We start from the raw sequence: 20,573 nt of genomic DNA on the forward strand, positions 1-20,573 counted from the left end.
TTCCGGGGCGCCCGTTCACAGGCCCGTGCCGGCGCCTCGCAGTGCGGCGGCGGCTTCGGCGTCGCCGCCGAGCTGGACTCGGGCGCCGTCGCGTCGTCCGCTGAGGTACAGCAGCAGTTCGGTCGGTTCGCCTTGCAGCACAGCGCCTCCGGCCGGGCCGAAGTGTCGGGGTCCGCCTTCGGGCGGGCGCAGTTCGAGGCCGTGGGGGCGGATCCGCCGGGCGGCGCGCCGGCCGAGGAAGCCCGTCGCCCGCCAGGCGAGCGCTTCGAGGTCGGGGCGGTCCGTGCGCCGGTCCAGGCCGTTGGCGCGCCGGACGTCCTCGTGGTGGATGAAGTACTCGACGCCGTTCATGGCCGTTCGCAGTCCCGGCAGGCGCCACGGGACGAGCGGCGCGCCGCCGCGCAGGCGGTCGACGAGTGCCGGCAGGCCCTTGGACTTCTCGGCCGCCATCCGCTCATCGGTGCCCCGCGCGAAGTGCTCGCGCAGGACCAGGTGCGCGGCGAGGTCGATCGTGTTCCAGCCCTCGCACAGGGTCGGCGCGTCCGGGCCGAGTTCGGCCAGGAGGTCGCACAGGTCCTCGCGTTCGCGCATGTCGATCGGTGTGCCGCTCATCGCATCGCTCCCTCGGCCGGGCTCACGGGCGGGGCCGCGGCTGACACCGATGCTATGCCGCCGCCCCGTCGGGGGCGGCGCAGCGGCGTCTAGTCGCGCAGGAACGGGGGGCGTTTACGGATCTCGCGGAGGTAGGCCGGGTTGTTCACGAAGTAGCGGCGCCACAGGCGCCTGGGCTCCTTCGTGAGCCGGTAGAACCATTCGAGGCCGTTGCGCTGCATCCACGGCGGCGCCTGCGGCACGAGTCCGGCGTGGAAGTCGAACGCGGCGCCGACCCCGAACATCGCCGGGGCGTTCAGCTTCTCGCGGTGCGCGGCCATCCACCGCTCCTGCTTCGGCGTCGACAGGCCCACCCACACCAGCTGCGCGCCGGAGTCGTTGATGCGCTTAACGATCGCCTCATCCTCTTCCTCGGTGAGGGGCCGGAACGGCGGCGAGTAGGTTCCGGCGATCTTCAGGCCCGGGATGCGCTCGGCGAGCTTCTCGGCGAGCATTTCGGGCACGCCGTCCTTGCCGCCGTAGAGGAACGAGGACCAGCCGCGTTCGGCGGCGCGGCCGAGGACGTTGAGCATGAGGTCGGGCCCGTAGACCCGGTCCATCCACTCGGCCCCGGCCTTCTGCCCGGCCCACACCATCGGCATGCCGTCGGGCGTGGTCAGCCCCGAGGCGTTGTGGATGGCGAGGAGTTCGGGGTCGCGCTGCGACTCCATGACGCCGTGCACGCCGGTGACGCACACGTAGTGGCGCTCGCCCGCGTCGACCCAGCGGGTGACCTCGGCGAGCGCCATCGCCTGGTTGATCGTGGAGACGCCGACGCCGAGGACGTCGACGCGGCGGAGTCTGGGGTCGGCCATCAGAAGGTGCCCGCGCCCGTTACAGCGTGGCCTTGACCTGGTCGTAGACCCACGCGTAGGTCCGCGCCATGCCCTCGCGGAGGCTGATCGACGGCTCCCAGCCGTAGTACTTCTGGATGAGCGTGTTGTCCGAGTTGCGGCCGCGCACGCCCAGGGGCCCGTCGATGTGCTTGAGCTCGATGTCGATCCCGGCGATGTCGGCGACCAGGTAGTACAGGTTGTTGATGGTCGTCAGCTCGGAGGAGCCGAGGTTGAGCGGCTCGGTGACGTCGCCGCGCGTGAACATCTTCGTGCCGTGGACGCAGTCGTCGATGTAGGTGAACGAGCGGGTCTGCTCGCCGTCGCCCCAGATCTCGACTTCCTTCTGCCCGGTGAGGGCCGCGATCGCGATCTTGCGGCAGGTGGCGGCGGGGGCCTTCTCGCGGCCGCCGTCCCAGGTGCCCTCGGGCCCGTAGATGTTGTGGTAGCGGGCGATGCGGGTCTGGAGCCCGAAGTCCTCGCGGAAGTGACGGCACATGCGCTCGGAGAAGAGCTTCTCCCAGCCGTAGCCGTCCTCGGCGTCGGCGGGGTAGGCGTCCTCTTCCTTCAGCGGGGCGATGTCGGCCTCGGTCTGCTTGTAGCCGGCGTAGACGCACGCGGAGGAGGAGTAGAAGAAGCGCCCGACCTCGGCGTCCTTGGCGGCCATGAGCATGTGCGTCGAGGGCAGGACCGAGAGCATGCACAGGGCCTTGTTGTTCTCGATGAAGCCCATGCCGCCCATGTTGCAGGCGAGGTTGTAGACCTCGCCGGCGCCGTCGCCGACGGCCTCGCGGCACGCGGCCAGGTCGGCCAGGTCCTTCTGGTGGTTCTCGGTCCCGTCGTGGACCTGGTACCACTCGTCGAGGGGCTTCACGTCGACGGCGCGCACGGTCTTGCCCTCGGCGAGGAGGCTCGCCACCAGGTGCCCGCCGATGAAGCCACCGGCTCCCGCCACCACCGCGTCCACGCTTGCCGCCATCGTCTCTCCTCAGGATTTCGGGTACGGGAAAACAGGCCCTCAGCCTACCCGGCGGTTCCGGCCGCCCACCAGCCGGGAAATGGGGTGTAAGTCACCCTCGGGTGTGGATTCCGGCGCATTCCGCGCCTTGTCCGACAGCGTGTCAGGGGACGGTTCCGCAGCGGCGTCGGCCGCCGCCGCGGCGCCTTGCGGGGCCGGGTCGGGCGCCTCGCCGCGGCCGCGGCGCAGCAGCTGCGCGGGGGTGATGACGAACAGGCCGGGGTCGGGGTCCTCGGCAATGGCGGCGTCCACGCGGGAGGCCACGCAGTACAGGCGCGCGGGCGGGTCCCCCAGGAGCCGCTTGACGTAGCGCAGGCGCTTGAGCTGGCGTTCGACCATCTGGAAGCGCCAGCGGACGGTGCCGAGGGCGAGCAGTCCGCCCTTCTCGTCCCAGACGGCGAGCTCGAGGGAGCGCATCTGCCGGAAGCGCGGGTCGGGGACGGTGATGCGGGTCGTCTCGGCCGCCGCCGGGTCGTTCAGGGCCCATTCGCGGGCGAGGCGGTTGAACTCGGGGCGGCACACGTACCGGTCGAAGCGGGCCTTGGTGAGCCGCCACAGCTTCTCGGTGATGTAGCCGCGCCGCCAGCGCGGCAGGTGCTGGTGGAGCATCGCGTAGTGGAACCGCGCGAACCGGTCGTCCATCGTCCAGAAGGGATCGTCGGGTTCGAGGGGGTTGGGGTCGGGGCGCAGGAGCCCGGCGTCGGCGAGGACCGGGAGGATCGCGTCCAGGTCCGCTTCCGACAGGCCCGTCTGGGCGCGCAGGTCGTAGCGGGTGCGGGGGCGGACGGTGGCCGCGGCGAGGATCTTGTCGACGCTCTCGTCGGGTTCCTCGCCGAGTGCGGCGGCGACGCCGCCGGCGAACAGCTCGAGGAAGGGGCTGTCGGGGCGGAGGAAGCCGGCCTTGACCCAGTCGGGGACCTCGGCGCGCGTGCGCGGCAGGGTGCCGGCCCGGGCCAGCAGGGCCGGGTCGGAGCCGAGGAGGGCGTGGACGGAGACGGCCGCCTCGGGGTCGGCGGTGCCGACCGCGAGAATGGACTCGCGCAGTTCGTTCATAGCGATCCCGATGCTACACAGGTGGAGTGAAACTCACAGTTCACGGAACATGAGGTGCATGTCGACCAGGCCCTCGACGGGGTGGTCGAAGCCGCCGGGGATGAGCGCGAGCGTCCTCATGCCGAGGGAGTGCCAGAGCTTGACGGCGTGGGTGTTGGTGGCGACGACGGCGTTGAACTGCATGGCGCCGAAGCCGTCGGCGGCGGCGCGGGCGAGGGCGGCCTCGCCGAGGGCCCGGCCGACGCCGCGGCGCCCGAACGCCGGATCGACCATGAAGCCGGCGTTGGCGACGTGCGATCCCTGGCCGGGCAGGTTGGGGTGGATCTCGACGGTCCCGGCGACCGCGCCGTCGAGTTCGGCGACCAGTCGCGAGGCGGGCGCGGGGCGCTCCATCCAGTAGGCGCGGGTCCACGACTCGGTGGTGCCGGGCGGCCACGGGTAGGTCTCGGCGGCCTCGATGATGGGGCGCATGAAGGCCCACATGGCGGGCCAGTCGGCTTCGCGGGCGTCGCGGATCAGCATGGTCCGAAGGATATTCCGGCCGTCCCGGGGCCCGGGAACGGGCCTGTCGGCGGGCACCGCGGCAGTCCGCGGCGGCCTCGGGGTCGGGCCCCCGGTTCGCAATGGTGCCCGAGGGGTCCGACACCGCCGCCCGGGCGTGTTCGAAGGACCCTAGTTCGGGGGCTGCCAGTCGGCGAGGGACGCGGCCTGGTTCTGGACCCACGAGTCGGGGACGGCCCGCAGGAGGCTCTTGGTGACCCCTCGCCCGCCGGAGGCGATGGTGTGGACGCGCCGCGAGATGCGCGCGACGCGCTTGATGCGGGGAGCGCGGGCCCGGTCGTAGGAGGCGAGCGCGTCGGGGATCGACTCGGGCGAGCGCCGCAGCGCCCAGCCGAGGGTCACGGCGTCCTCGAGGGCGAGGCTCGCGCCCTGCGCGAGGATCGGCGCGACGCCGTGGGCGGCGTCGCCCATGAGCACCGTGCCGCCGTTGCCGACCGACTGGTGCAGGCGCGTCGGCAGCGGCCACACGTACCGGACGGGCTGCTGCGTCAGCTCGGAGGGCCGGGTGGCGGCGATGAACCTGCCGACGGGCGCGGGCCAGTCGGCGAACCACCGGTTGATGAGCTCGTGCTGGATCTGCGGGGACTCCGGTCGCATCCCGCCGGGGACGGTGGCCCACCAGCAGGCGCCGGCGTTGCCGAGGTCGCCGTAGCCGAAGCGGCGGCGGTCGGGGCCGTAGATCTCGACGGCGTCGGCGACGCGCTCGGGGGCCCGGTGGGCGGGGATGATGCCGCGGAAGACCACGACCCCGGCGTCCACGGTGGGCGCGCCGGGGGCGATGAGCGGCCGGGTCGGCGAGTCGATGCCGTCGGCGGCGATGACGAGGTCGGCGTCCCACCGGCGGGAGGCGTCCCCCGCGGCGAGGTCGACCAGGTCGATCCGGTCGACCTGGGTCGCGGGGTAGACCTCGACGCTGTCGCTCAGGCGCGACACGAGCGCCTCGTAGAGCATCGCGTTGTGGATCATCACGGACGGGGTGCTGTCGTCGGCGCCGAGGTGGGCGCCGGAGAACGAGCTCGACAGCCGCTCCTCGTTGCGGATCTCGAAGTGGTCCACGGGGGTCCCGGCGACGTCGAGGGTGGCGTCGATGCCGAGGGCGCGCAGCGCCCGCACGCCCGAGGCCCACAGGATCATGCCGAGGTCCTCGCCTTTGAGGCGCTCGCGCCGCTCCAGGAGCGCCACCCGCCAGCCGAGCTTCGACAGCACGATCGCGCTGGCGAGCCCGGCGACGCCGGCGCCCACGACTACGGCTCTACGGTTATGCATCTGCACCTGCCCGGGGGGAAGCGGTGGCGGTCAGCTGTCGCCGCGGGAGGTGCCCGCGTCGGCCTGGGGGTCGCCGGACGGCTCGTCGGCGACGGCGTCCTCCTCAGGTCGAGTGTCCTCGGTTTCGTCGGGTTCGGGGGTCGTGAGGTTGCCTTCGGCGTCGGTTCCCGGCAGGCCGGTGCCCTTGGGGAGGGCGCCGTCGACGTAGCCGGCCTCGCGGGCGGCCTCGGAGTCCCAGGCGACGGCGACGCGCGCGCCGCCTTCGACGACGAAGACCCGGCGGGTGCCGCGGACCAGGAGCAGGTAGGCGACGGCGAGGACGACGACGATGATGCTCGTCCACTGGTTGAGGCGCAGCCCCGCGAAGCCCTCGGCGGGGTCGATGCGCAGGCCTTCGATCCAGAACCGGCCGATGCCGTAGAGGGCGACGTAGAGGGCGACGGCGCGCCCGGCGCCGAACTTCCAGCGCCGGTCGGCGAGGAGGACGACGGCCGCGACGCCGAGGTTCCACAGGGCCTCGTAGAGGAACGTCGGGTGGAAGGTCGCGAAATCCTCGTAGCCGGTGAGGCGGTGCGAGGCGTCGATGGAGACGGCCCACCAGGCGTCGAGGGGCTTGCCGTACAGCTCCTGGTTGAACCAGTTGCCGAGGCGCCCGATCGCCTGGGCGACGGGGATGCCGGGGACGATCGCGTCGGCGACCATCCCGAACGGCAGCTTCAGCTGGCGGCAGCCGAGCCACACGCCGACGGCGCCGAGGGCGATCGCGCCGGGGATGCCGAGGCCGCCGTTCCAGATCTCCAGGATCTTCCAGGGGTCGCCGTCGGCGCCGAAGTAGGCGTCGGGGCTGGTGAAGATGTGGTAGAGGCGGGCGCCGACGATGCCGAAGGGCACCGCCCACACGGCGAGGTCGAGCACGGCCCACTTGGGGGCGCCCCGGGAGCGCATGCGCGCCTCGGCGATCCAGCAGGCGACGACGATGCCGGCGAGGATGCTGAGCGCGTACGCGCGGATCGGTACGGGGCCGAGATACCAGACGCTCTCGGAAGGGCTCGGGATATAAGCGAGGTCCACGACGCATAAACCTATCGGGTTCGAAAGCGGGACGGGGCAGTGGCCCGAGCGGGACTCGGAGTCCACCGCTCCGGCGGGGACGGCGCGGCCCCGCGGGTCGCGCCCGCGGGGCCGTGCCGGATGCGGTCAGCGCCGCACGCCCGCGGCGAGGTCGGCGGTGAGTTCGGCGAGCTTCTGGTGCCCTGAGGGGATGTCCTCGGCGTCGAGGTAGCAGTTGACGATCGCGGAGCCGACGATGACCGCGTCGCCGTAGGCGCCGATCTCGGCGGCCTGGTCGCCCGAGCGCACGCCGAGGCCGACCCCGATCGGCAGGTCGGTGTGGGCCCTGGTGCGGCGCACCAGTTCCGGGGCGACCGCGGAGGTCGCGGCGCGGGCGCCGGTGACGCCCATGACCGACTGCGCGTACACGAAGCCGCGGCAGGCCGCGACCGTGGAGGCGATCCGCTCCTCGGTGGAGGAGGGCGCGACCAGGAAGACCCGGTCGAGGTCGTGCGCGTCGGAGGCGGCAATCCAGTCGCCGGCCTCGTCGGGGATGAGGTCGGGCGTGATGAGCCCGGCCCCGCCGGCGGCGGCGAAGTCGCCCGCGAAGCGGTCGACCCCGTAGCGCTCCACCAGGTTCCAGTACGTCATGACGAGGATCGGGACGCGACCGGCGACCGCCTCGGTGACCTCGAAGACCTGCCGGGTGCGAAACCCGGCGGCGAGCGCCCGGTCGGCGGCCTTCTGGATGGCGGGGCCGTCCATGACCGGGTCGGAGTAGGGCAGGCCCAGCTCGATGATGTCGGCGCCGTGGTCGATCATGATGTCGACCGCCTTAATGGAGTCGGCGAGGGTCGGGAACCCGGCCGGGAGGTAGCCGACGAGGGCCGCGCGGCCCTCCGCCCTGGTCTTGGCGAACGCCTCTGCGCTGCGCATTTACTGGTCTCCACTCTCGTCGGGAGCGTCGGCGAAGCCGTAGTACTCCACGACGTTGCCCATGTCCTTGTCGCCGCGCCCGGACAGGTTCACCAGGACGCGCGAGCCGGGCTGGAGGGACTTGGCCAGGCGCAGCGCCCCGGCGAGGCCGTGCGCGGACTCGATGGCGCAGATGATGCCCTCGGTGCGGGCGAGCTTCTCCAAGGCCGCCATGGCCTCGGCGTCGTCGACCGGCTCGTACGCGGCGCGGCCGGTGGCCGCCAGGTGCGCGTGCTCGGGGCCGACGCCCGGGTAGTCCAGGCCGGCGGAGATCGAGTGCGACTCGATGGTCTGGCCGTCCTCGTCCTGGAGGACGAACGTGCGGGCGCCGTGCAGGACGCCGATCTGCCCGGCGGTGATGGTCGCGGCGTGGCGGCCGGTGTCGTACCCGTCGCCGCCGGCCTCGAAGCCGAAGAGCCGCACGTCCTCGTCGTCGAGGAACGCGGTGAAGATCCCCATCGCGTTCGAGCCGCCGCCGACGCACGCGGCCACGACGTCGGGGAGGACCCCGGTGCGGTCGAGGAACTGCGCGCGGGCCTCGTCGCCGATGCCGCGGCAGTAGTCGCGCACCAGCTGCGGGAACGGGTGCGGTCCGCCGACCGAGCCGATCAGGTAGTGCGTGGTGTCCACGGAGGCGACCCACTCGCGCAGGGCCTCGTTCATGGCGTCCTTGAGCGTGCGCGAACCGGTGGTCACCGGCACGACCTCGGCGCCGAGCAGGCGCATCCGGGCGACGTTGAGCGCCTGGCGGCGGGTGTCCTCCTCGCCCATGTAGACGGTGCACTCCATGCCGAAGTACGCCGCGGCCGTGGCGGCGGCGACCCCGTGCTGGCCCGCGCCGGTCTCGGCGATGATCCGGTTCTTGCCCATGCGCCGGGTCAGGAGCGCCTGGCCCAGGACGTTGCGGATCTTGTGCGCGCCGGTGTGGTTGAGGTCCTCGCGCTTGAGCCAGACCTCGACACCGGCCTCGGCGGAGAGCCGCTCGGCGAAGTACAGCGGCGAGGGCAGGTTCCCGTACTCGCGGCCCAGCTGGTCGAGCTCGGCGGTGAAGGCCGGGTCGGCCAGCGCCTCGGTGTGGGCCTTCTCGAGCTCGTCGAGCGCGGCGATCAGGGCCTCGGGGACGAACCGGCCCCCGAATTCGCCCCAGTGTCCGCTGGCATCTGGATTAGGCACGGTTGTCGCTCCCCTTCTCGACTCGTCCGGTCCGCTGACCGGTCCGCTACGGCCCGGCGGTCGGGTTTCGGTCGAGCGATCGAAACCTGTCTGCCGTCCGACAGAAAACCTGGTGCCGTGCCGATCCTTACATCGGGCGCGGCGTGGCCGGGTGGGACCCGGCGGTGACCAGCTCGGCGACGGCGTCGCGCGGGCTCTTCTGCTTGACGACGCCCTCGCCGACGAGTACGGCGTCGGCTCCGGCGCTGGCGTAGCGGATGAGGTCGCGGGTGCCCCGCACGCCGGATTCGGCGACTTTGACGACGTCGCGGGGCAGGCCCGGGGCGATGCGTTCGAACACCGAGCGGTCCACTTGGAGGGTAGCCAGGTCGCGGGCGTTGACGCCAATGACTTTCGCCCCGGCCCTCAGTGCGCGGTCGGCCTCGTACTCGGTGTGGACTTCGACGAGGGCGGTCATGCCCAGGCCCTCGATGCGCTCGTGGAGCGAGACGAGGGTGTCCTGGTCGAGGGCGGCGACGATGAGCAGGACGAGGTCGGCGCCGTGGGCGCGGGCCTCCAGGACCTGGTAGGGGGAGACGACGAAGTCCTTGCGCAGCACCGGGACCTGGACTTTGGCGCGGACGGCGTCGAGGTCGTCGAGGCTGCCTTTGAAGTAGTTGGCCTCGGTGAGGACGGAGATGACGCTGGCGCCGCCGGCGGCGTACTCGGCGGCGAGGACGGCCGGGTCGGGGATGTCGGCGAGCGCGCCCTTGGAGGGCGAGGCGCGCTTGACCTCGGCGATGACGCTGACGCCGCCGCCGGAGAGGGCCGCGTACCCGTCGAGTGCGGCCTTGGCGGCCTCGGCGCGTTCGCGGATCTTCTCGATGGGGGTCTCGGTCTGGCGCCGTTCGAGATCGGCGCGGACTTCGGTGATGATCTGTTCCAGCACGTTCACCTAAGATCGTCCCTTCTCCTGCGCCGATGCCGTGATAGTAGGCGACGAGGGGTCCTGCCCCGAGTCGAGGGCGTTCCAGAGGGACACGGGGTCCTCTGCTATGGGTGAGCCGTCCGCCGGGGCGGCGTCGTAGCGGGACGCGGAGGCGGGCCAGCGCCTGGCTCGGGCGCAGGTCGCGGCCCCGGCGGCGGCCAGGACGAGGCCCGCGGCGGCGAGCGTCCACGGCCATGCGCCGGCGCCGAGGTGGAGTGCTCCGGCGAGGGCCGCGGCGAGCCCGGCGAGGGCGGCGACGGCGCCGAGGAAGCGGCGGACGCGGTGGCCGGTGGCGAGCATCGCGAGGAATGCGGCGCCGCCGGCGAGCGCGCACGGCAGGCCCCAGGAGGCCAGGTCGGTGCCGGTCTGGGCGGTGGTGGCGGTGAGGCCGGCGTGGCCGGTCTCGGTGGCGGTGATCCACTCGCGGGAGGCGGCGAGGGCGGCGAGGGCGGCGGCGAGGACGCCGGCGAGGAGGACGCGAGTGCGTTCGGCGGCGTGCGCGTCGCCCGCCGGGGCGGCGGCGCCTGGTGCGTCGGCTGGTGCGGCTGTCATGCGATCTGCCTTCCGGTGAAGCAGGTGCGGGTGCCGGTGTGGCACGCGGGGCCGGTCTGCTCGACTTGGAGCAGGACGGTGTCGCCGTCGCAGTCGACCGCGACCGACACGACCGCCTGGTGGTGGCCGGAGGTCTCGCCTTTGACCCAGTATTCGCCGCGGCTGCGCGACCAGTAGGTGGCCTTGCGGGTGGCGAGGGTGCGGCGCAGCGCCTCGGCGTTCATCCACGCGAGCATGAGGACTTCGCCCGTGTCGTGCTGCTGGGCGATCACGGGGACGAGTCCGTCGGCGTTGAACACGAGGTTCGCGATGGCGTCGTCGCTGGTCTGTCGGCGTTCCACGTTTACTGATTGTGATCGCCCCCCGAACGGGGCCGCCACCCGGGCCCGATCCGGTGTGAATCGTGGGATTCTCGGGGGCATGGAGCGCCCTTATGTGATCGTTTCGGCCGCGATGAGTCTCGACGGCTTCCTCGACGATGTCTCACCGGAGCGGCTCGTCTTGTCGAACGAGGCCGACTTCGACCGGGTGGACGCGGTGCGCGCGGGCGTGGACGCCATCGCGGTGGGGGCGGGGACGGTGCGCGCCGACGACCCGCGGCTGCTGGTGCGGTCGCCGCGGCGGCGGGCCGAGCGGGCGGCCTCGGGCCTGAGGGAGTCGCCGCTGCGGGTGGTGTTCTCCCCTTCGGGCGAGCTGGACCCGCTCGCGCGCCTGTTCACGGGCGGGGACCGGGTGGTGGTGTACACGAGCGCGGTCGGGGTGCGGGCGTGCGTGCTGGGCCGGGACGCGGCCGAGCTGGTCGCGACCGGGGAGGCCGAGGTCGACCTGGCGGCGGCCCTCGCCGACCTGGCCGGGCGCGGGGTGGGGCGGCTGCTGGTGGAGGGCGGCGGGACGGTGCACACGGCGTTCCTGTCGGCCGATGCGGTGGACGAGGTGCATCTGGCGGTGGCGCCGTTCCTGCTCGGGGACCGGGGCGGGGCGCGGTTCGTGTACGAGGCGGTGTTCCCGCAGGGTCCGGAGCGTCCGCTGCGGCTGGTCGAGTCGCGGTCGATCGGGGAGATCGCGCTGCTGGTGTATCGGCGGGCCTGACCCGATTCGGCCGGGAGCGACCGTTTCGTCACTTATGGTGGGGGCGAGTGCCGCCGCCGAGGAACGGAGTCCACCCCATGGCAACGAACGATTCGCCCGCAGCGTCCGAGCCGGAGGAGGCCGAGGCCGAAGCGCCGGTGCCTCCGATCGAGGAGGAGGAGCGGCAGGCGACGCTGCCGGTGGACAAGCCGGTGTTCTGGATCAGCGCGGTCGTGACGCTCGCGGTGATCGTGTTCGGCGCGGTCTTCCCCGAGCAGTTCGAGGACGGCTCGACCGCGGCCCTGGACTGGGTCATCTCGAACTTCGGGTGGCTGTTCATCATCGCGGGCAACATCTTCTTGGTGCTGGCGATCTACATCGCGGCGAGCCGGTACGGCAACATCAAGCTGGCCGCGAACGCCGACGAGGAGCCCGAGTTCGGGACGCTGCCGTGGATCTCGATGATGTTCGCCGCGGGGATGGGCATCGGCCTGATGTTCTACGGCGTGGCAGAGCCGCTGTCGCACTACTTCGACGCGCCCCCGCCGCTGCAGCTCAACCCGCAGTCCCCGTTCTACGGCGACCAGCTCCAGGAGGGCTCGCTGGTCTACTCGTACTTCCACTGGGGACTGCACCCGTGGGCGATCTACGCCGTGGCCGGGCTGGCGCTGGGGTACTCGACGTTCCGCAAGCAGCGGGGCAACAACATGAGCGACGCGTTCGAGCCGCTGACGGCGGGGAAGCGCTGGGGTCCGGCGGTGGGCCGCACGATCGACCTGCTCGCGGTGTTCGCCACGGTCTTCGGGACGGCCGCGAGCCTGGGCCTGGGGGCGCTCCAGGTCGCGGTGGGGCTGAACATCGTCGTGGGCGTGCCGGACTCGAAGCTGCTGGAGGTCATCGTCATCGCGGCGCTGACGGCCGCGTTCGTGGCCTCGGCGTTCTCGGGCGTGCACCGGGGCGTGAAGTGGCTGTCGACGCTGAACGTGGTGCTCGCGGTGTTCCTGATCCTGTTCGTGTTCCTGGCGGGGCCGACGCTGTTCATCCTGGACGCCTGGCCGAACGCGGTCGGCGGGTACCTGTCGAGCCTGGTGAACCTCTCCAGCGTCACGGGCGCGTTCGGCGGCGAGGACTGGATGGCGGCCTGGACGATCTTCTACTGGGCGTGGTGGCTGTCGTGGGCGCCGTTCGTGGGGACGTTCATCGCCCGCATCTCGCGGGGCCGCACGATCCGCCAGTTCATCGTCGGGGTGCTGCTGATCCCTTCGGCCGCTTCGACGGTGTGGTTCGCGATCCTGGGCGGGACGGCGCTGTGGAAGCAGTCGAACGGGTCGGCGGACTACAGCGGCGCGCTGGGCCGGGGCGAGGAGTACGCGCTGTTCGCGCTGCTGGACTCGCTGCCGCTGTACGGCCTGCTGTCGGGGCTCTCGATGATCCTGGTGGCGATCTACTTCGTGACGGGCGCGGACTCGGCCTCGCTGGTGCTGGGGTCGCTGTCGAGCCACGGCTCGCTGGCGCCCAAGAAGCCCCTGGTGGTGTTCTGGGGGGCGACGATCGGGGCGGTCGCGGCGGTGCTGCTGCTCTCGGGCGGCCTCGAGGGGCTCAAGAACGCGACGATCATCGTGGCGCTGCCGTTCGTCGTGGTCATGCTCGCGCTGTGCGTGGCGCTGATGAAGGAGCTCACGGTCGACCCGGCCGCGAACCCGCTGCGGCACCACATGCGGCAGAAGGGCTTCCGGGACGCGATCCGCAAGCTGGTGGGCGACGAGTTCGACTCGCGCAGCACGCCTTCGAACCCGTGGGGGCGCGGGCGCCTGCGCTTCGGCGTCAAGAAGGGATCCCGGACCGGGACGGACGAGTAGCGGGCGGGGCCGCTAGATTGAGTGGACCTGCGGCGGAAGGAACTCTCATGAAGGCGATCGTGGTCGAGCAGACCGGCGGGCCGGGCGTGATGCGGCTGCTGGAGGGCGAGGACCCGGGCCCGAGGCCCGGTCAGATCGCGGTCAGGGTCGCCGCGGCGGGCGTCAACTTCATCGACGTCTACCACCGCACCGGCGCCTACGGGCTGCCGCTGCCGTTCACGCCGGGCCTCGAGGGCGGCGGCTATGTCGCGGCCGTCGGCGCGGGCGTCACCGAGTTCGCCGTCGGCGACGAGGTGGCCTGGAAGAGCGTGCCGGGCTCCTATGCGGACCTCGTGGTCGGCGACGCCGACCAGTTCGTGGCCGTCCCCGAGAAGGTCGCGGTCGAGACGGCCGCGGCCGTGATGCTCCAGGGCCTGACCGCGCACTACCTGTGCAACACCGTCTACGACGTGCAGGAGGGCGACACCGTCATCGTGCACGCCGCCGCCGGCGGCATGGGCCTGCTGCTCACCCAGATGGTGAAGGTGAAGGGCGGCAGGGTCATCGCCACGGTCTCGACGGACGCGAAGGCGGAGCTGGCGCGCCAGAACGGCGCCGACCACGTCATGCGCTACGAGGGGTTCGGGGCCAAGGCCCGCGAGCTCACCGGCGGCGAGGGCGTCGCCGCGGTCTACGACGGCGTCGGCAAGACCACCTTCGACGAGGGATTGTCGTCGCTGCGGCGCCGCGGGGTCATGGCCCTGTTCGGCCAGGCCAGCGGCCCCGTCCCTCCGGTCGACCCGCAGGTGCTCCACAAGGGTGGATCGCTGATCCTCACGCGCCCGACGCTCGCGGACTTCACCGCGACCCGCGAGGAGTACCTCCACCGCGCCGCCGAGGTCTTCCAGATGATCGAGGACGACAACCTCCTCGTCCGCGTCGGCGAGGCCTTCCGCCTCGAAGAGGCCCCCGAGGCGCACCAGGCCCTGGAGGACCGCAAGACCACCGGGAAGCTCCTGCTCATCCCGTAGGGCGCGGGGCTCGCGAACACACGTTTGCAATGTCCTTTTTGCAATGATCCTTGCCATATGATCCTGGGGTCCCGCAGTCATGCGCGAAACCAGGAGGACCACCGAACGTGAACGAAGCGACAGGCCGGCGCCTGCGGCTCATCGGCGCGGTCAGCGCCGTGCTGCTGGCGACCGCCTCCCCCGCACGGGCCCAGGACGACGAGGCCGGCTACGCGACCTGGACCTTCACGGGCGTCAGCCGCGCCTACACCGGGACGATGACCCTGCCGGGGAACTTTCCCGAGGCGACCTTCACCAGCGACGCCCGCGCCGACTCGGGCCTGCGCTCGGGCGCGAACACGTGGCTGGGCCCCGCCGCCGGCTTCGGCGCCGTCTTCGGCTCCAGCCAGGACCAGGGCTACCCGCTCATCAGACCCAGGACCGACACGCCCGGCAACGCCTCATCGACCACTTACACCTTCGAGGACCCGACGCCCTCCAGCGGCTGGGGCTTCGCCCTGGGCGACATCGACGCCGACACCGTCACGATCACGGCCACCGGCGCCGACGGGAGCGCACTGCCCGCGAGCGCCCTGGGATACCAGGGCTCGTTCAACTTCTGCGACACCTCGCCCAAGCCCAGCGCCTGTTCAGGGGTCACCAACTTCCACACGCCGACGTGGACCACCACCGAGCAGAACGGCGGCTCGGGCACGCTCTCGGGCGACGGCGTCGACGAGACCGGCGGCACCGGCTGGTTCCAGCCCACGGCCCCGATCAGCACGCTCACCTTCTCCTTCAGCGCCTTGAGCGGGTTCCCGGTCTACCAGACCTGGTTCGCGAAACTCGCGATCCCGGACCCGGACCCCAGCCCGAGCGACGACCCGTCCGACGGCCCTTCCGACGACCCGAGCGACGGGCCCGGCGGGGACCCGACCGCCGACCCGGCGATGCCGGTCGGCAACGAGGACCCGAGCGGCGACGGGCCTCTCGGCCTGCCGACGCTCCCGATCACGGGCGCGCCGCTGCTCACCGCAATCCTCGGCGGCCTCGCGGCCATCGGCGTCGGAGCGCTCATCATGGCCGCCATGCGAAGGCGCCGCGCAGAATCCTGACATGAGCCGGAGCGGTCGCCCGATCGCCGGGCCGCCACGGCGGCCGCGCCACCGCGCGAACCGCATGACCGGGACGACCCGCTTGACTGGACCGACCGGACGACCGACTTGAACGGCGAAGGGCCGCAACAGAACACCGTTGCGGCCCTTCCCCATGTCGTCAGATCGAGCGCACCCGCCCGGTTCGAGCGGCACGCCGGTCGAACGCTGCCGGTCAGCTCGAGCGGGTCTGCTCCACCCACGAGCCGTGCAGGCCCGCGTAGACCGAACCCTCCTCGGCCGCCAGGTCCCCGTGCGGGCCCTGCTGGACCAGGTTCCCCGCGTCGAACACCAGCACCTCGTCGGAGGTCTCGGCCGTCGAGAGGCGGTGCGCGATGATCACCGTCGTGCGCCCCCGCGTCACCGCGTCCAGCGCCGCCGAGAGCCGCAGCTCCGTCGCCGGGTCCACCGCGCTCGTCGCCTCGTCCAGGACCAGCAGGTCCGGGTCCGCGACGTACGCGCGCACCAGCGACACCAGCTGCCGCTCCCCCACCGACAGGTTCGCGCCGCCCTCGCCCAGCTCCGTCTCCAGGCCGTTCGACAGCGTCTCGACCCAGTCCTGCAGGCCCAGTTCCGCGAACGCCACGTAGATCTCCGCGTCCGTCAGCTCCGGGCGCGCGAAGCGCACGTTGTGGGCGAGGGTCCCGTTGAACAGGAAGCCCTCCTGCGGCACCATCGTCACCCGCCCGCGCAGCGACGCGAACACCACGTCCCGCAGCGGCGTGCCGCCCAGCAGCACGCGGCCCGAAGTCGGGTCCATCAATCGCGTCAGCAGCTTCGCGAACGTCGTCTTGCCCGAACCGGTCTCGCCGACCACGGCCACTTTGGAGTGCGGCCGGATCTCGACGTCGATGCCGTGCAGCACCTCCTCGCCGCCCGGATACGCGAACCGCACGCCCTCGAAGCGGACCCCCAAGGGCCCGTCGGGCAGGTCCACGCCGTCCACCGGGTCGGCCACGTCGGGGGGCGTGTCGATGATGTCGAGCACCCGGCGCCAGCCCGAGACCGCGTTCTGCGCCTCGTTCAGCGTCTCCGTGCCGATGACCACCGGCTGCGTGAACAGCACCACCAGGAACAGGAACGCCGTCAGGCCGCCCACCGTCATCGAGCCGCCGGCGACCAGGAACGCGCCCAGGACCACCACGACCGCGTTGACGCCCAGGTAGACCAGCTCCCCCGCGCCGAACGAGAACGCCGAGCGGCTGATCGCCCGCGTCTGGTCGCGCCGGTGCTCGTCGATCGAGGCGTCCAGGCGCTCGCTCGTGCGCGAGGCGACCCCGTACGCGCGCACCGTGCCCGCGCCGACCACCGACTCCGAGACCGCCGAGAGCATCTTCGAGACGCTCCGGCGCACGTCCGTGTAAGCCGCCGCCAGATGCTTCTGAAGCCACTTGATCAGCCACGTCACCGGGATGAACACGATCCACACCGCGATCGCCAGCTGCCACGAGTAGATCGCCATGACCACCGTCGCGACGATGATCTGCGCCGCCGAGGTCACCAGGACCATGCCGCCCTGCTGGAGGAACTGGCTCACCTGGTCGATATCGGTCGTCACGCGCGCCGTCAGCGCCCCGCGCCGCTCCGACTGCTGGTGCAGCATCGACAGGTCGTGGATGTGCCGGAACGTCTTGCGCCGCAGATTGGCGAGCGCGTGCTCGGAGACGACGAACAGGCGCCGGTTCATCACGTAGTTCGCCGCGGTCGTGACGATCAGGGCCGCGATGCCGAGCGCGGCCACGACCATGACGAAGCCGAGGTCGGGGCCCCCCTCGCCGAGCAGGCCGCGGTCGAGGATCTGCTGGGCGCCGATCGGCACGACCAGGCGGCCCAGGGCCGTCACGGCCGCGAGGAACACCGTGAAGGCCAGGCCGGTGCGCAGCTCCGGGGAGAGCTGGAGGCCGCGCTTGACGGTCTGCAGCGGGCCCGGCTGGGTGTCTTCTGACGCGCTCACGCCGCGTTCTCCTCATCGAATTCGCGCTCGGCCTCGGCCCGCTCGTAGGCGGTCACGAGCTGGGCGTAGGGCAGGTGGGTGCGCAGCAGCTCCGTGTGGGGACCGCGCGCGGTGATGCGGCCGCCCTCGAGGAAGACCACCTCGTCGGCGAGCGCGATGGTGGCCCGGCGGTAGGCGACGACCAGGACGCTCGCGGCCTCGGAGGAGTCCTTGAGGCCCGAGAGGATCTGGGACTCGACCTTCGGGTCGACCGCGCTGGTGGCGTCGTCGAGGACGAGGAGGCGCGGGCGCCCGGCGAGGGCGCGGGCGAGGGTGAGCCGCTGGCGCTGGCCGCCGGAGAGGGTGGTGCCCCGTTCGCCGACCTCGGTGTCGAGGCCGGCTTCGAGGGAGGCGGTGAACTTCTCGGCGCCGGCGGCGACGAGGGCGTCCCAGAGGCGGTCGTCGTCGACGCCGTCGCGGTCGAGGGCGAGGTTGGCGCGCACGGTGTCGTCGAAGACGAACGGGATCTGCTGGACGAGCGCGGTGGTGCGGGCGAGTTCGGCGTGGGTGAGGCCGCGCAGGTCCTCGCCGTCGAGGCGGACTTCGCCGCGGGTGGGGTCGACGAGGCGGGCGGCGAGGTGGGCGAGGGTGGACTTGCCGGAGCCGGTGGCGCCGACGAGGGCGACGGTGGTGCCGGGCTCGACGGTGAAGGAGACGTCGTGGAGCGACTCGTGGCCGTCGGGGTAGGCGTAGGCGACGGCGTCGAACTCGAGCCGGGCGGGGGCGCCGGTGTCGGGGAGCTCCTTGTCTCCGTAGGACATGTCGCCGGTGGCGGAGAGGACGTGGTCGACGCGGCGGCGTCCGACGACCGAGCCGGGGAGGTCGCCGAGGACCCAGCCGATGGCGCGGACGGGGAAGGCGAGCACCGAGAACATGAAGGAGACGGTGACGAGCTGCTCGAGGTTGATCGCGCCGGCTTCGAAGCGGGCGAGGCCGACGAGGAGGGCGAGGAGGACGCCGATCTCGGGGAGTCCGGCGATGGCCGGTTCGAACGCGGCGCGCAGGCGCCCGACGCCGATCATGGCGTCGCGCAGGTCGGTGGCGGTGGTGCTGAACCGCTCGGTCTCGGCGGCTTCGCGTCCCATGGCCTTGACGACCAGGGCGCCGTCGAAGGACTCGTGGCCGACGGCGGAGACCTCGGCGCGCAGTTCCTGGGCGCGCTTGGCGCGGGGGGCCATCTTGGTGGCGAAGAGGGCGTTGAGCGCGAACAGGGCCGGGAACATGCCGAGGGCGACGAGGGCGACGGCCCAGTCGATGGTGAAGAAGGCGACCATGGCGACGGCGACCATGAAGAGGGTGCCGCACGCGAAGGGGAGCGGGGCGAGGGGGCGGGTGGCGGCCTCGACGTCGGCGTTCGCGTTGGACAGGAGGGTCCCGGTGGGGTGCTTCTGGTGCCAGGAGACCGGAAGGGCGAGGTAGCGGCGGGTGATGCGGCGGCGCCAGTGGGCCTGGACGCCGAACTGCATGACGCCGGCGCCGATGCGGCGCGCGCACATGGAGGAGAAGCGGATGATCGAGGTGCCCAGGAGTGCGGCGACGCCGATGAGGACGGTGCCGAGGACGACCTCGCCGTCTTCGTAGGCGGGGACGGCGATGGAGGCGACGACCCAGCCGATGATGTAGGAGAGGAAGAGGGTCATCCCGGTGTTGACCATGGCTCCGGCGGCGCCGACGGCGAAGGGCTTGGGTGCGAGCCGGATCATGTCGCCGAGGTTGCGCAGCCCCGCGCGGAGGATGCGGTCGTCGGCGGGTTGGTCGTCGAGGGAGTCGCCGGTGGGCAGCGTCATTGGGTCTCCGGTGGGTGGGCGTGCTCGCCAGGCTCCTGGCGGCACTGGCTAGCCGGTCGGCAAGCGACCGCTAGCAATCATGCCTCGCACCCCCGACAGAAGCAAACGCGTAACAAGTCGTCTGCGCGACATCACCCGCGGGTCTGGTGTCGATGACTGCCGGTGTCGATGGCCGCGGGCCCGGGACGACCATCCCCAGCCCCCACCCACCCGGAGGGGAACAGTAGGTGCGATCCTCCCGCGCGGGTGCGACAAGTTCGGCCGCGCGCAGCGGCCCGGTCACCCGAACGAGTGGGATCGAGTGGGCTCGGCCTCAGCGGACCGGGTGGCCCGCGTGCCGCAGCTCCCGCTTGACCTCGCCGATCGCCACGTCGCCGAAGTGGAAGATCGAGGCCGCGAGCAGGGCGTCGGCGCCCGCGCCGACCGCCGGCGGGAAGTCGGCGGCCTTGCCCGCGCCGCCCGAGGCGATGAGCGGGATGGTCACCGCGGCGCGCACGGCCGCGATGAGCGGCAGGTCGAAGCCGGCCTTGGTGCCGTCCGCGTCGATCGAGTTGAGCAGGATCTCGCCCGCGCCGAGCTCGGCGGCCCTGGCGCACCACTCGACCGCGTCGATGCCGGTGCGGCGGCGCCCGCCATGGGTCGTGACCTCCCAGCCCGAATCGGTGGCGGCGCCGGAGGCCACGTCGGCGGAGAGCACGAGCACCTGGTTGCCGAACCGGTCGGCGATCTCGGCGATCACCTCGGGCCGACTGACGGCGGCGGTGTTCACGCCGACCTTGTCGGCCCCCGCGCGCAGCAGCCGGTCCACGTCCTCGGGGGTGCGGACCCCGCCGCCGACGGTGAGCGGGATGAAGACCTGCTCGGCGGTCCGCGCGACCACGTCCATCATGGTGCCGCGGTCGTCGGAGGAGGCCGTGACGTCGAGGAAGGTCAGCTCGTCGGCGCCGGCCGCGTCGTAGGCGGCCGCCAGTTCGACCGGGTCGCCCGCGTCGCGCAGGTTCTCGAAGTTGACGCCCTTGACGACCCGCCCGGCGTCCACGTCCAGGCAGGGGATCACACGCACCGCAACTGTCACGCGGCCAGCCTACCGTGCAGGCCCTTCCGTGGCGTCCGCCATATTTCGGCATCCGAACTTGAACGTGTTCAAGACGCGGAGTAGGTTGATCCCAAGAGTTGAACACGTTCAACTCACGAGTTCCCCCTGAGATCGGAGCACTGTCATGGACATGACGGTCGTCGCCTACATCGCCTACCTCCTCGTCGCCGTACCGCTCACCATCTGGGTCGCCCGCACCCTCGGCGCGAACGGCTACCACTTCATCAAGGACGTCTTCGCCGGGGACGAGCAGCTCGCCCAGGCCGTCAACAAGCTGCTCCAGGTCGGCTTCTACCTCCTCAACTTCGGGTTCGTGGCGCTGTGGCTGCGGACCGGCGACCCGATCGCCGACGCCCGCGGCGTCTTCGAGACCGTCGCCGTCAAGATCGGGGCGGTGCTCCTGGTCCTCGGGCTCCTGCACGTCGTCAACGTGGCCGTGCTCAACGGCTTCCGCAAGCGCGGCCACGTCGACGCCCGCGCGCTCGCCGCGCTGGAGCCGCCGCAGCCCAGGCCTCACGGGGCCTGACC

General features: G+C 72.1%; 20 protein-coding genes. 5 read left to right on the forward strand and 15 right to left on the reverse strand.

Annotated features, from left to right (window positions below; genetic code table 11):
• Positions 1–15: 15 nt before the first annotated feature.
• The 12 genes from BLQ63_RS04330 to hisI form a co-directional block, all read right to left on the reverse strand.
• Positions 16–612, reverse strand: a complete 597-nt coding sequence (locus BLQ63_RS04330; protein WP_091029066.1) for a maleylpyruvate isomerase family mycothiol-dependent enzyme — start codon at positions 610–612, stop codon at positions 16–18.
• Positions 613–701: 89 nt separating this feature from the next.
• Entirely contained in the window at positions 702–1,466 is a 765-nt protein-coding gene (locus BLQ63_RS04335) for a WecB/TagA/CpsF family glycosyltransferase (RefSeq protein ID WP_091029070.1), read from the reverse strand.
• Positions 1,467–1,485: 19 nt separating this feature from the next.
• Positions 1,486–2,463: an NAD-dependent epimerase/dehydratase family protein gene (locus tag BLQ63_RS04340; protein ID WP_091029074.1), complete on the reverse strand. Its 978-nt coding sequence runs from the start codon at positions 2,461–2,463 to the stop codon at positions 1,486–1,488.
• Between the two features lie 39 nt (positions 2,464–2,502).
• The gene (locus BLQ63_RS04345) at positions 2,503–3,555 is read right to left on the reverse strand and encodes a hypothetical protein (protein ID WP_091029077.1); all 1,053 of its coding nucleotides are present in this window, start codon (positions 3,553–3,555) and stop codon (positions 2,503–2,505) included.
• Positions 3,556–3,588: 33 nt separating this feature from the next.
• Positions 3,589–4,077 (reverse strand): GNAT family N-acetyltransferase, encoded by a 489-nt coding sequence (locus BLQ63_RS04350; RefSeq protein ID WP_091029080.1) that lies wholly within the window; start codon positions 4,075–4,077, stop codon positions 3,589–3,591.
• A 150-nt stretch (positions 4,078–4,227) separates the two neighbouring features.
• Positions 4,228–5,382, reverse strand: coding sequence for an FAD-dependent oxidoreductase (locus BLQ63_RS04355; protein WP_091029084.1), 1,155 nt, complete (start codon positions 5,380–5,382; stop codon positions 4,228–4,230).
• Between the two features lie 30 nt (positions 5,383–5,412).
• Positions 5,413–6,453 carry a prolipoprotein diacylglyceryl transferase gene (gene lgt / locus BLQ63_RS04360; RefSeq protein WP_091029087.1) on the reverse strand — a complete coding sequence of 347 codons (1,041 nt, stop codon included), beginning with the start codon at positions 6,451–6,453 and terminating at the stop codon, positions 5,413–5,415.
• Between the two features lie 126 nt (positions 6,454–6,579).
• Positions 6,580–7,368, reverse strand: coding sequence for a tryptophan synthase subunit alpha (gene trpA, locus BLQ63_RS04365; protein ID WP_091029091.1), 789 nt, complete (start codon positions 7,366–7,368; stop codon positions 6,580–6,582).
• Complete coding sequence (gene trpB / locus BLQ63_RS04370; protein WP_177154790.1) at positions 7,369–8,580, reverse strand: tryptophan synthase subunit beta; 1,212 nt, start codon at positions 8,578–8,580, stop codon at positions 7,369–7,371.
• Positions 8,581–8,707: 127 nt separating this feature from the next.
• The gene (trpC, locus tag BLQ63_RS28250) at positions 8,708–9,508 is read right to left on the reverse strand and encodes an indole-3-glycerol phosphate synthase TrpC (RefSeq protein ID WP_177154805.1); all 801 of its coding nucleotides are present in this window, start codon (positions 9,506–9,508) and stop codon (positions 8,708–8,710) included.
• 6 nt (positions 9,509–9,514) lie between these two features.
• Complete coding sequence (locus BLQ63_RS04375) at positions 9,515–10,099, reverse strand: Trp biosynthesis-associated membrane protein (protein ID WP_091029099.1); 585 nt, start codon at positions 10,097–10,099, stop codon at positions 9,515–9,517.
• Positions 10,096–10,521 carry a phosphoribosyl-AMP cyclohydrolase gene (gene hisI / locus BLQ63_RS04380; RefSeq protein WP_091029102.1) on the reverse strand — a complete coding sequence of 142 codons (426 nt, stop codon included), beginning with the start codon at positions 10,519–10,521 and terminating at the stop codon, positions 10,096–10,098. Before hisI ends, BLQ63_RS04375 begins: the two co-directional genes overlap by 4 nt.
• On the opposite strand from hisI, the gene BLQ63_RS04385 reads away from it, so the two are divergent.
• The 4 genes from BLQ63_RS04385 to BLQ63_RS04400 all read left to right on the forward strand — a co-directional run bounded on the left by BLQ63_RS04385 (position 10,520) and on the right by BLQ63_RS04400 (position 15,130).
• Entirely contained in the window at positions 10,520–11,188 is a 669-nt protein-coding gene (locus BLQ63_RS04385; RefSeq protein ID WP_091029105.1) for a RibD family protein, read from the forward strand. The genes hisI and BLQ63_RS04385 overlap by 2 nt on opposite strands.
• A 77-nt stretch (positions 11,189–11,265) precedes the next feature.
• Positions 11,266–13,026 carry a BCCT family transporter gene (locus BLQ63_RS04390; RefSeq protein ID WP_091029108.1) on the forward strand — a complete coding sequence of 587 codons (1,761 nt, stop codon included), beginning with the start codon at positions 11,266–11,268 and terminating at the stop codon, positions 13,024–13,026.
• A gap of 47 nt (positions 13,027–13,073) precedes the next feature.
• Positions 13,074–14,036: a quinone oxidoreductase family protein gene (locus BLQ63_RS04395; protein WP_091029111.1), complete on the forward strand. Its 963-nt coding sequence runs from the start codon at positions 13,074–13,076 to the stop codon at positions 14,034–14,036.
• Between the two features lie 107 nt (positions 14,037–14,143).
• Complete coding sequence (locus BLQ63_RS04400) at positions 14,144–15,130, forward strand: hypothetical protein (RefSeq protein ID WP_091029115.1); 987 nt, start codon at positions 14,144–14,146, stop codon at positions 15,128–15,130.
• A gap of 214 nt (positions 15,131–15,344) precedes the next feature.
• Here the strand turns inward: BLQ63_RS04400 and BLQ63_RS04405 are convergent, their stop codons facing one another.
• From BLQ63_RS04405 to hisF, 3 genes are all read right to left on the reverse strand, one after another.
• Positions 15,345–17,123: an ABC transporter ATP-binding protein gene (locus BLQ63_RS04405; protein ID WP_091029119.1), complete on the reverse strand. Its 1,779-nt coding sequence runs from the start codon at positions 17,121–17,123 to the stop codon at positions 15,345–15,347.
• Complete coding sequence (locus BLQ63_RS04410) at positions 17,120–18,949, reverse strand: ABC transporter ATP-binding protein (protein WP_177154791.1); 1,830 nt, start codon at positions 18,947–18,949, stop codon at positions 17,120–17,122. The genes BLQ63_RS04405 and BLQ63_RS04410 overlap by 4 nt, the downstream gene beginning before the upstream one ends.
• 313 nt (positions 18,950–19,262) lie before the next feature.
• The gene (gene hisF / locus BLQ63_RS04415) at positions 19,263–20,024 is read right to left on the reverse strand and encodes an imidazole glycerol phosphate synthase subunit HisF (protein WP_091029122.1); all 762 of its coding nucleotides are present in this window, start codon (positions 20,022–20,024) and stop codon (positions 19,263–19,265) included.
• A 145-nt stretch (positions 20,025–20,169) separates the two neighbouring features.
• On the opposite strand from hisF, the gene BLQ63_RS04420 reads away from it, so the two are divergent.
• Positions 20,170–20,571, forward strand: coding sequence for a hypothetical protein (locus tag BLQ63_RS04420; protein ID WP_091029125.1), 402 nt, complete (start codon positions 20,170–20,172; stop codon positions 20,569–20,571).
• Positions 20,572–20,573: the final 2 nt, after the last annotated feature.

It is taken from the genome of Glycomyces harbinensis (genome assembly GCF_900101745.1).
In the GTDB taxonomy this organism is placed as follows: domain Bacteria; phylum Actinomycetota; class Actinomycetes; order Mycobacteriales; family Micromonosporaceae; genus Glycomyces; species Glycomyces harbinensis.

Bases quoted from the DNA above. Each gene is read 5' to 3' on its own strand.
- BLQ63_RS04345 (WP_091029077.1), bottom strand. From the start codon at position 3,555: ATGAACGAACTGCGCGAGTCCATTCTCGCGGTCGGCACCGCCGACCCC.
- BLQ63_RS04410 (WP_177154791.1), bottom strand. From the start codon at position 18,949: ATGACGCTGCCCACCGGCGACTCCCTCGACGACCAACCCGCCGACGAC.
- BLQ63_RS04355 (WP_091029084.1), bottom strand. From the start codon at position 5,382: ATGCATAACCGTAGAGCCGTAGTCGTGGGCGCCGGCGTCGCCGGGCTC.
- BLQ63_RS04340 (WP_091029074.1), bottom strand. From the start codon at position 2,463: ATGGCGGCAAGCGTGGACGCGGTGGTGGCGGGAGCCGGTGGCTTCATC.
- BLQ63_RS04375 (WP_091029099.1), bottom strand. From the start codon at position 10,099: ATGACAGCCGCACCAGCCGACGCACCAGGCGCCGCCGCCCCGGCGGGC.
- BLQ63_RS04420 (WP_091029125.1), top strand. From the start codon at position 20,170: ATGGACATGACGGTCGTCGCCTACATCGCCTACCTCCTCGTCGCCGTA.
- BLQ63_RS04395 (WP_091029111.1), top strand. From the start codon at position 13,074: ATGAAGGCGATCGTGGTCGAGCAGACCGGCGGGCCGGGCGTGATGCGG.
- BLQ63_RS04350 (WP_091029080.1), bottom strand. From the start codon at position 4,077: ATGCTGATCCGCGACGCCCGCGAAGCCGACTGGCCCGCCATGTGGGCC.
- hisI (WP_091029102.1), bottom strand. From the start codon at position 10,521: ATGCCCCCGAGAATCCCACGATTCACACCGGATCGGGCCCGGGTGGCG.
- trpA (WP_091029091.1), bottom strand. From the start codon at position 7,368: ATGCGCAGCGCAGAGGCGTTCGCCAAGACCAGGGCGGAGGGCCGCGCG.
- BLQ63_RS04335 (WP_091029070.1), bottom strand. From the start codon at position 1,466: ATGGCCGACCCCAGACTCCGCCGCGTCGACGTCCTCGGCGTCGGCGTC.
- BLQ63_RS04330 (WP_091029066.1), bottom strand. From the start codon at position 612: ATGAGCGGCACACCGATCGACATGCGCGAACGCGAGGACCTGTGCGAC.
- BLQ63_RS04385 (WP_091029105.1), top strand. From the start codon at position 10,520: ATGGAGCGCCCTTATGTGATCGTTTCGGCCGCGATGAGTCTCGACGGC.
- BLQ63_RS04390 (WP_091029108.1), top strand. From the start codon at position 11,266: ATGGCAACGAACGATTCGCCCGCAGCGTCCGAGCCGGAGGAGGCCGAG.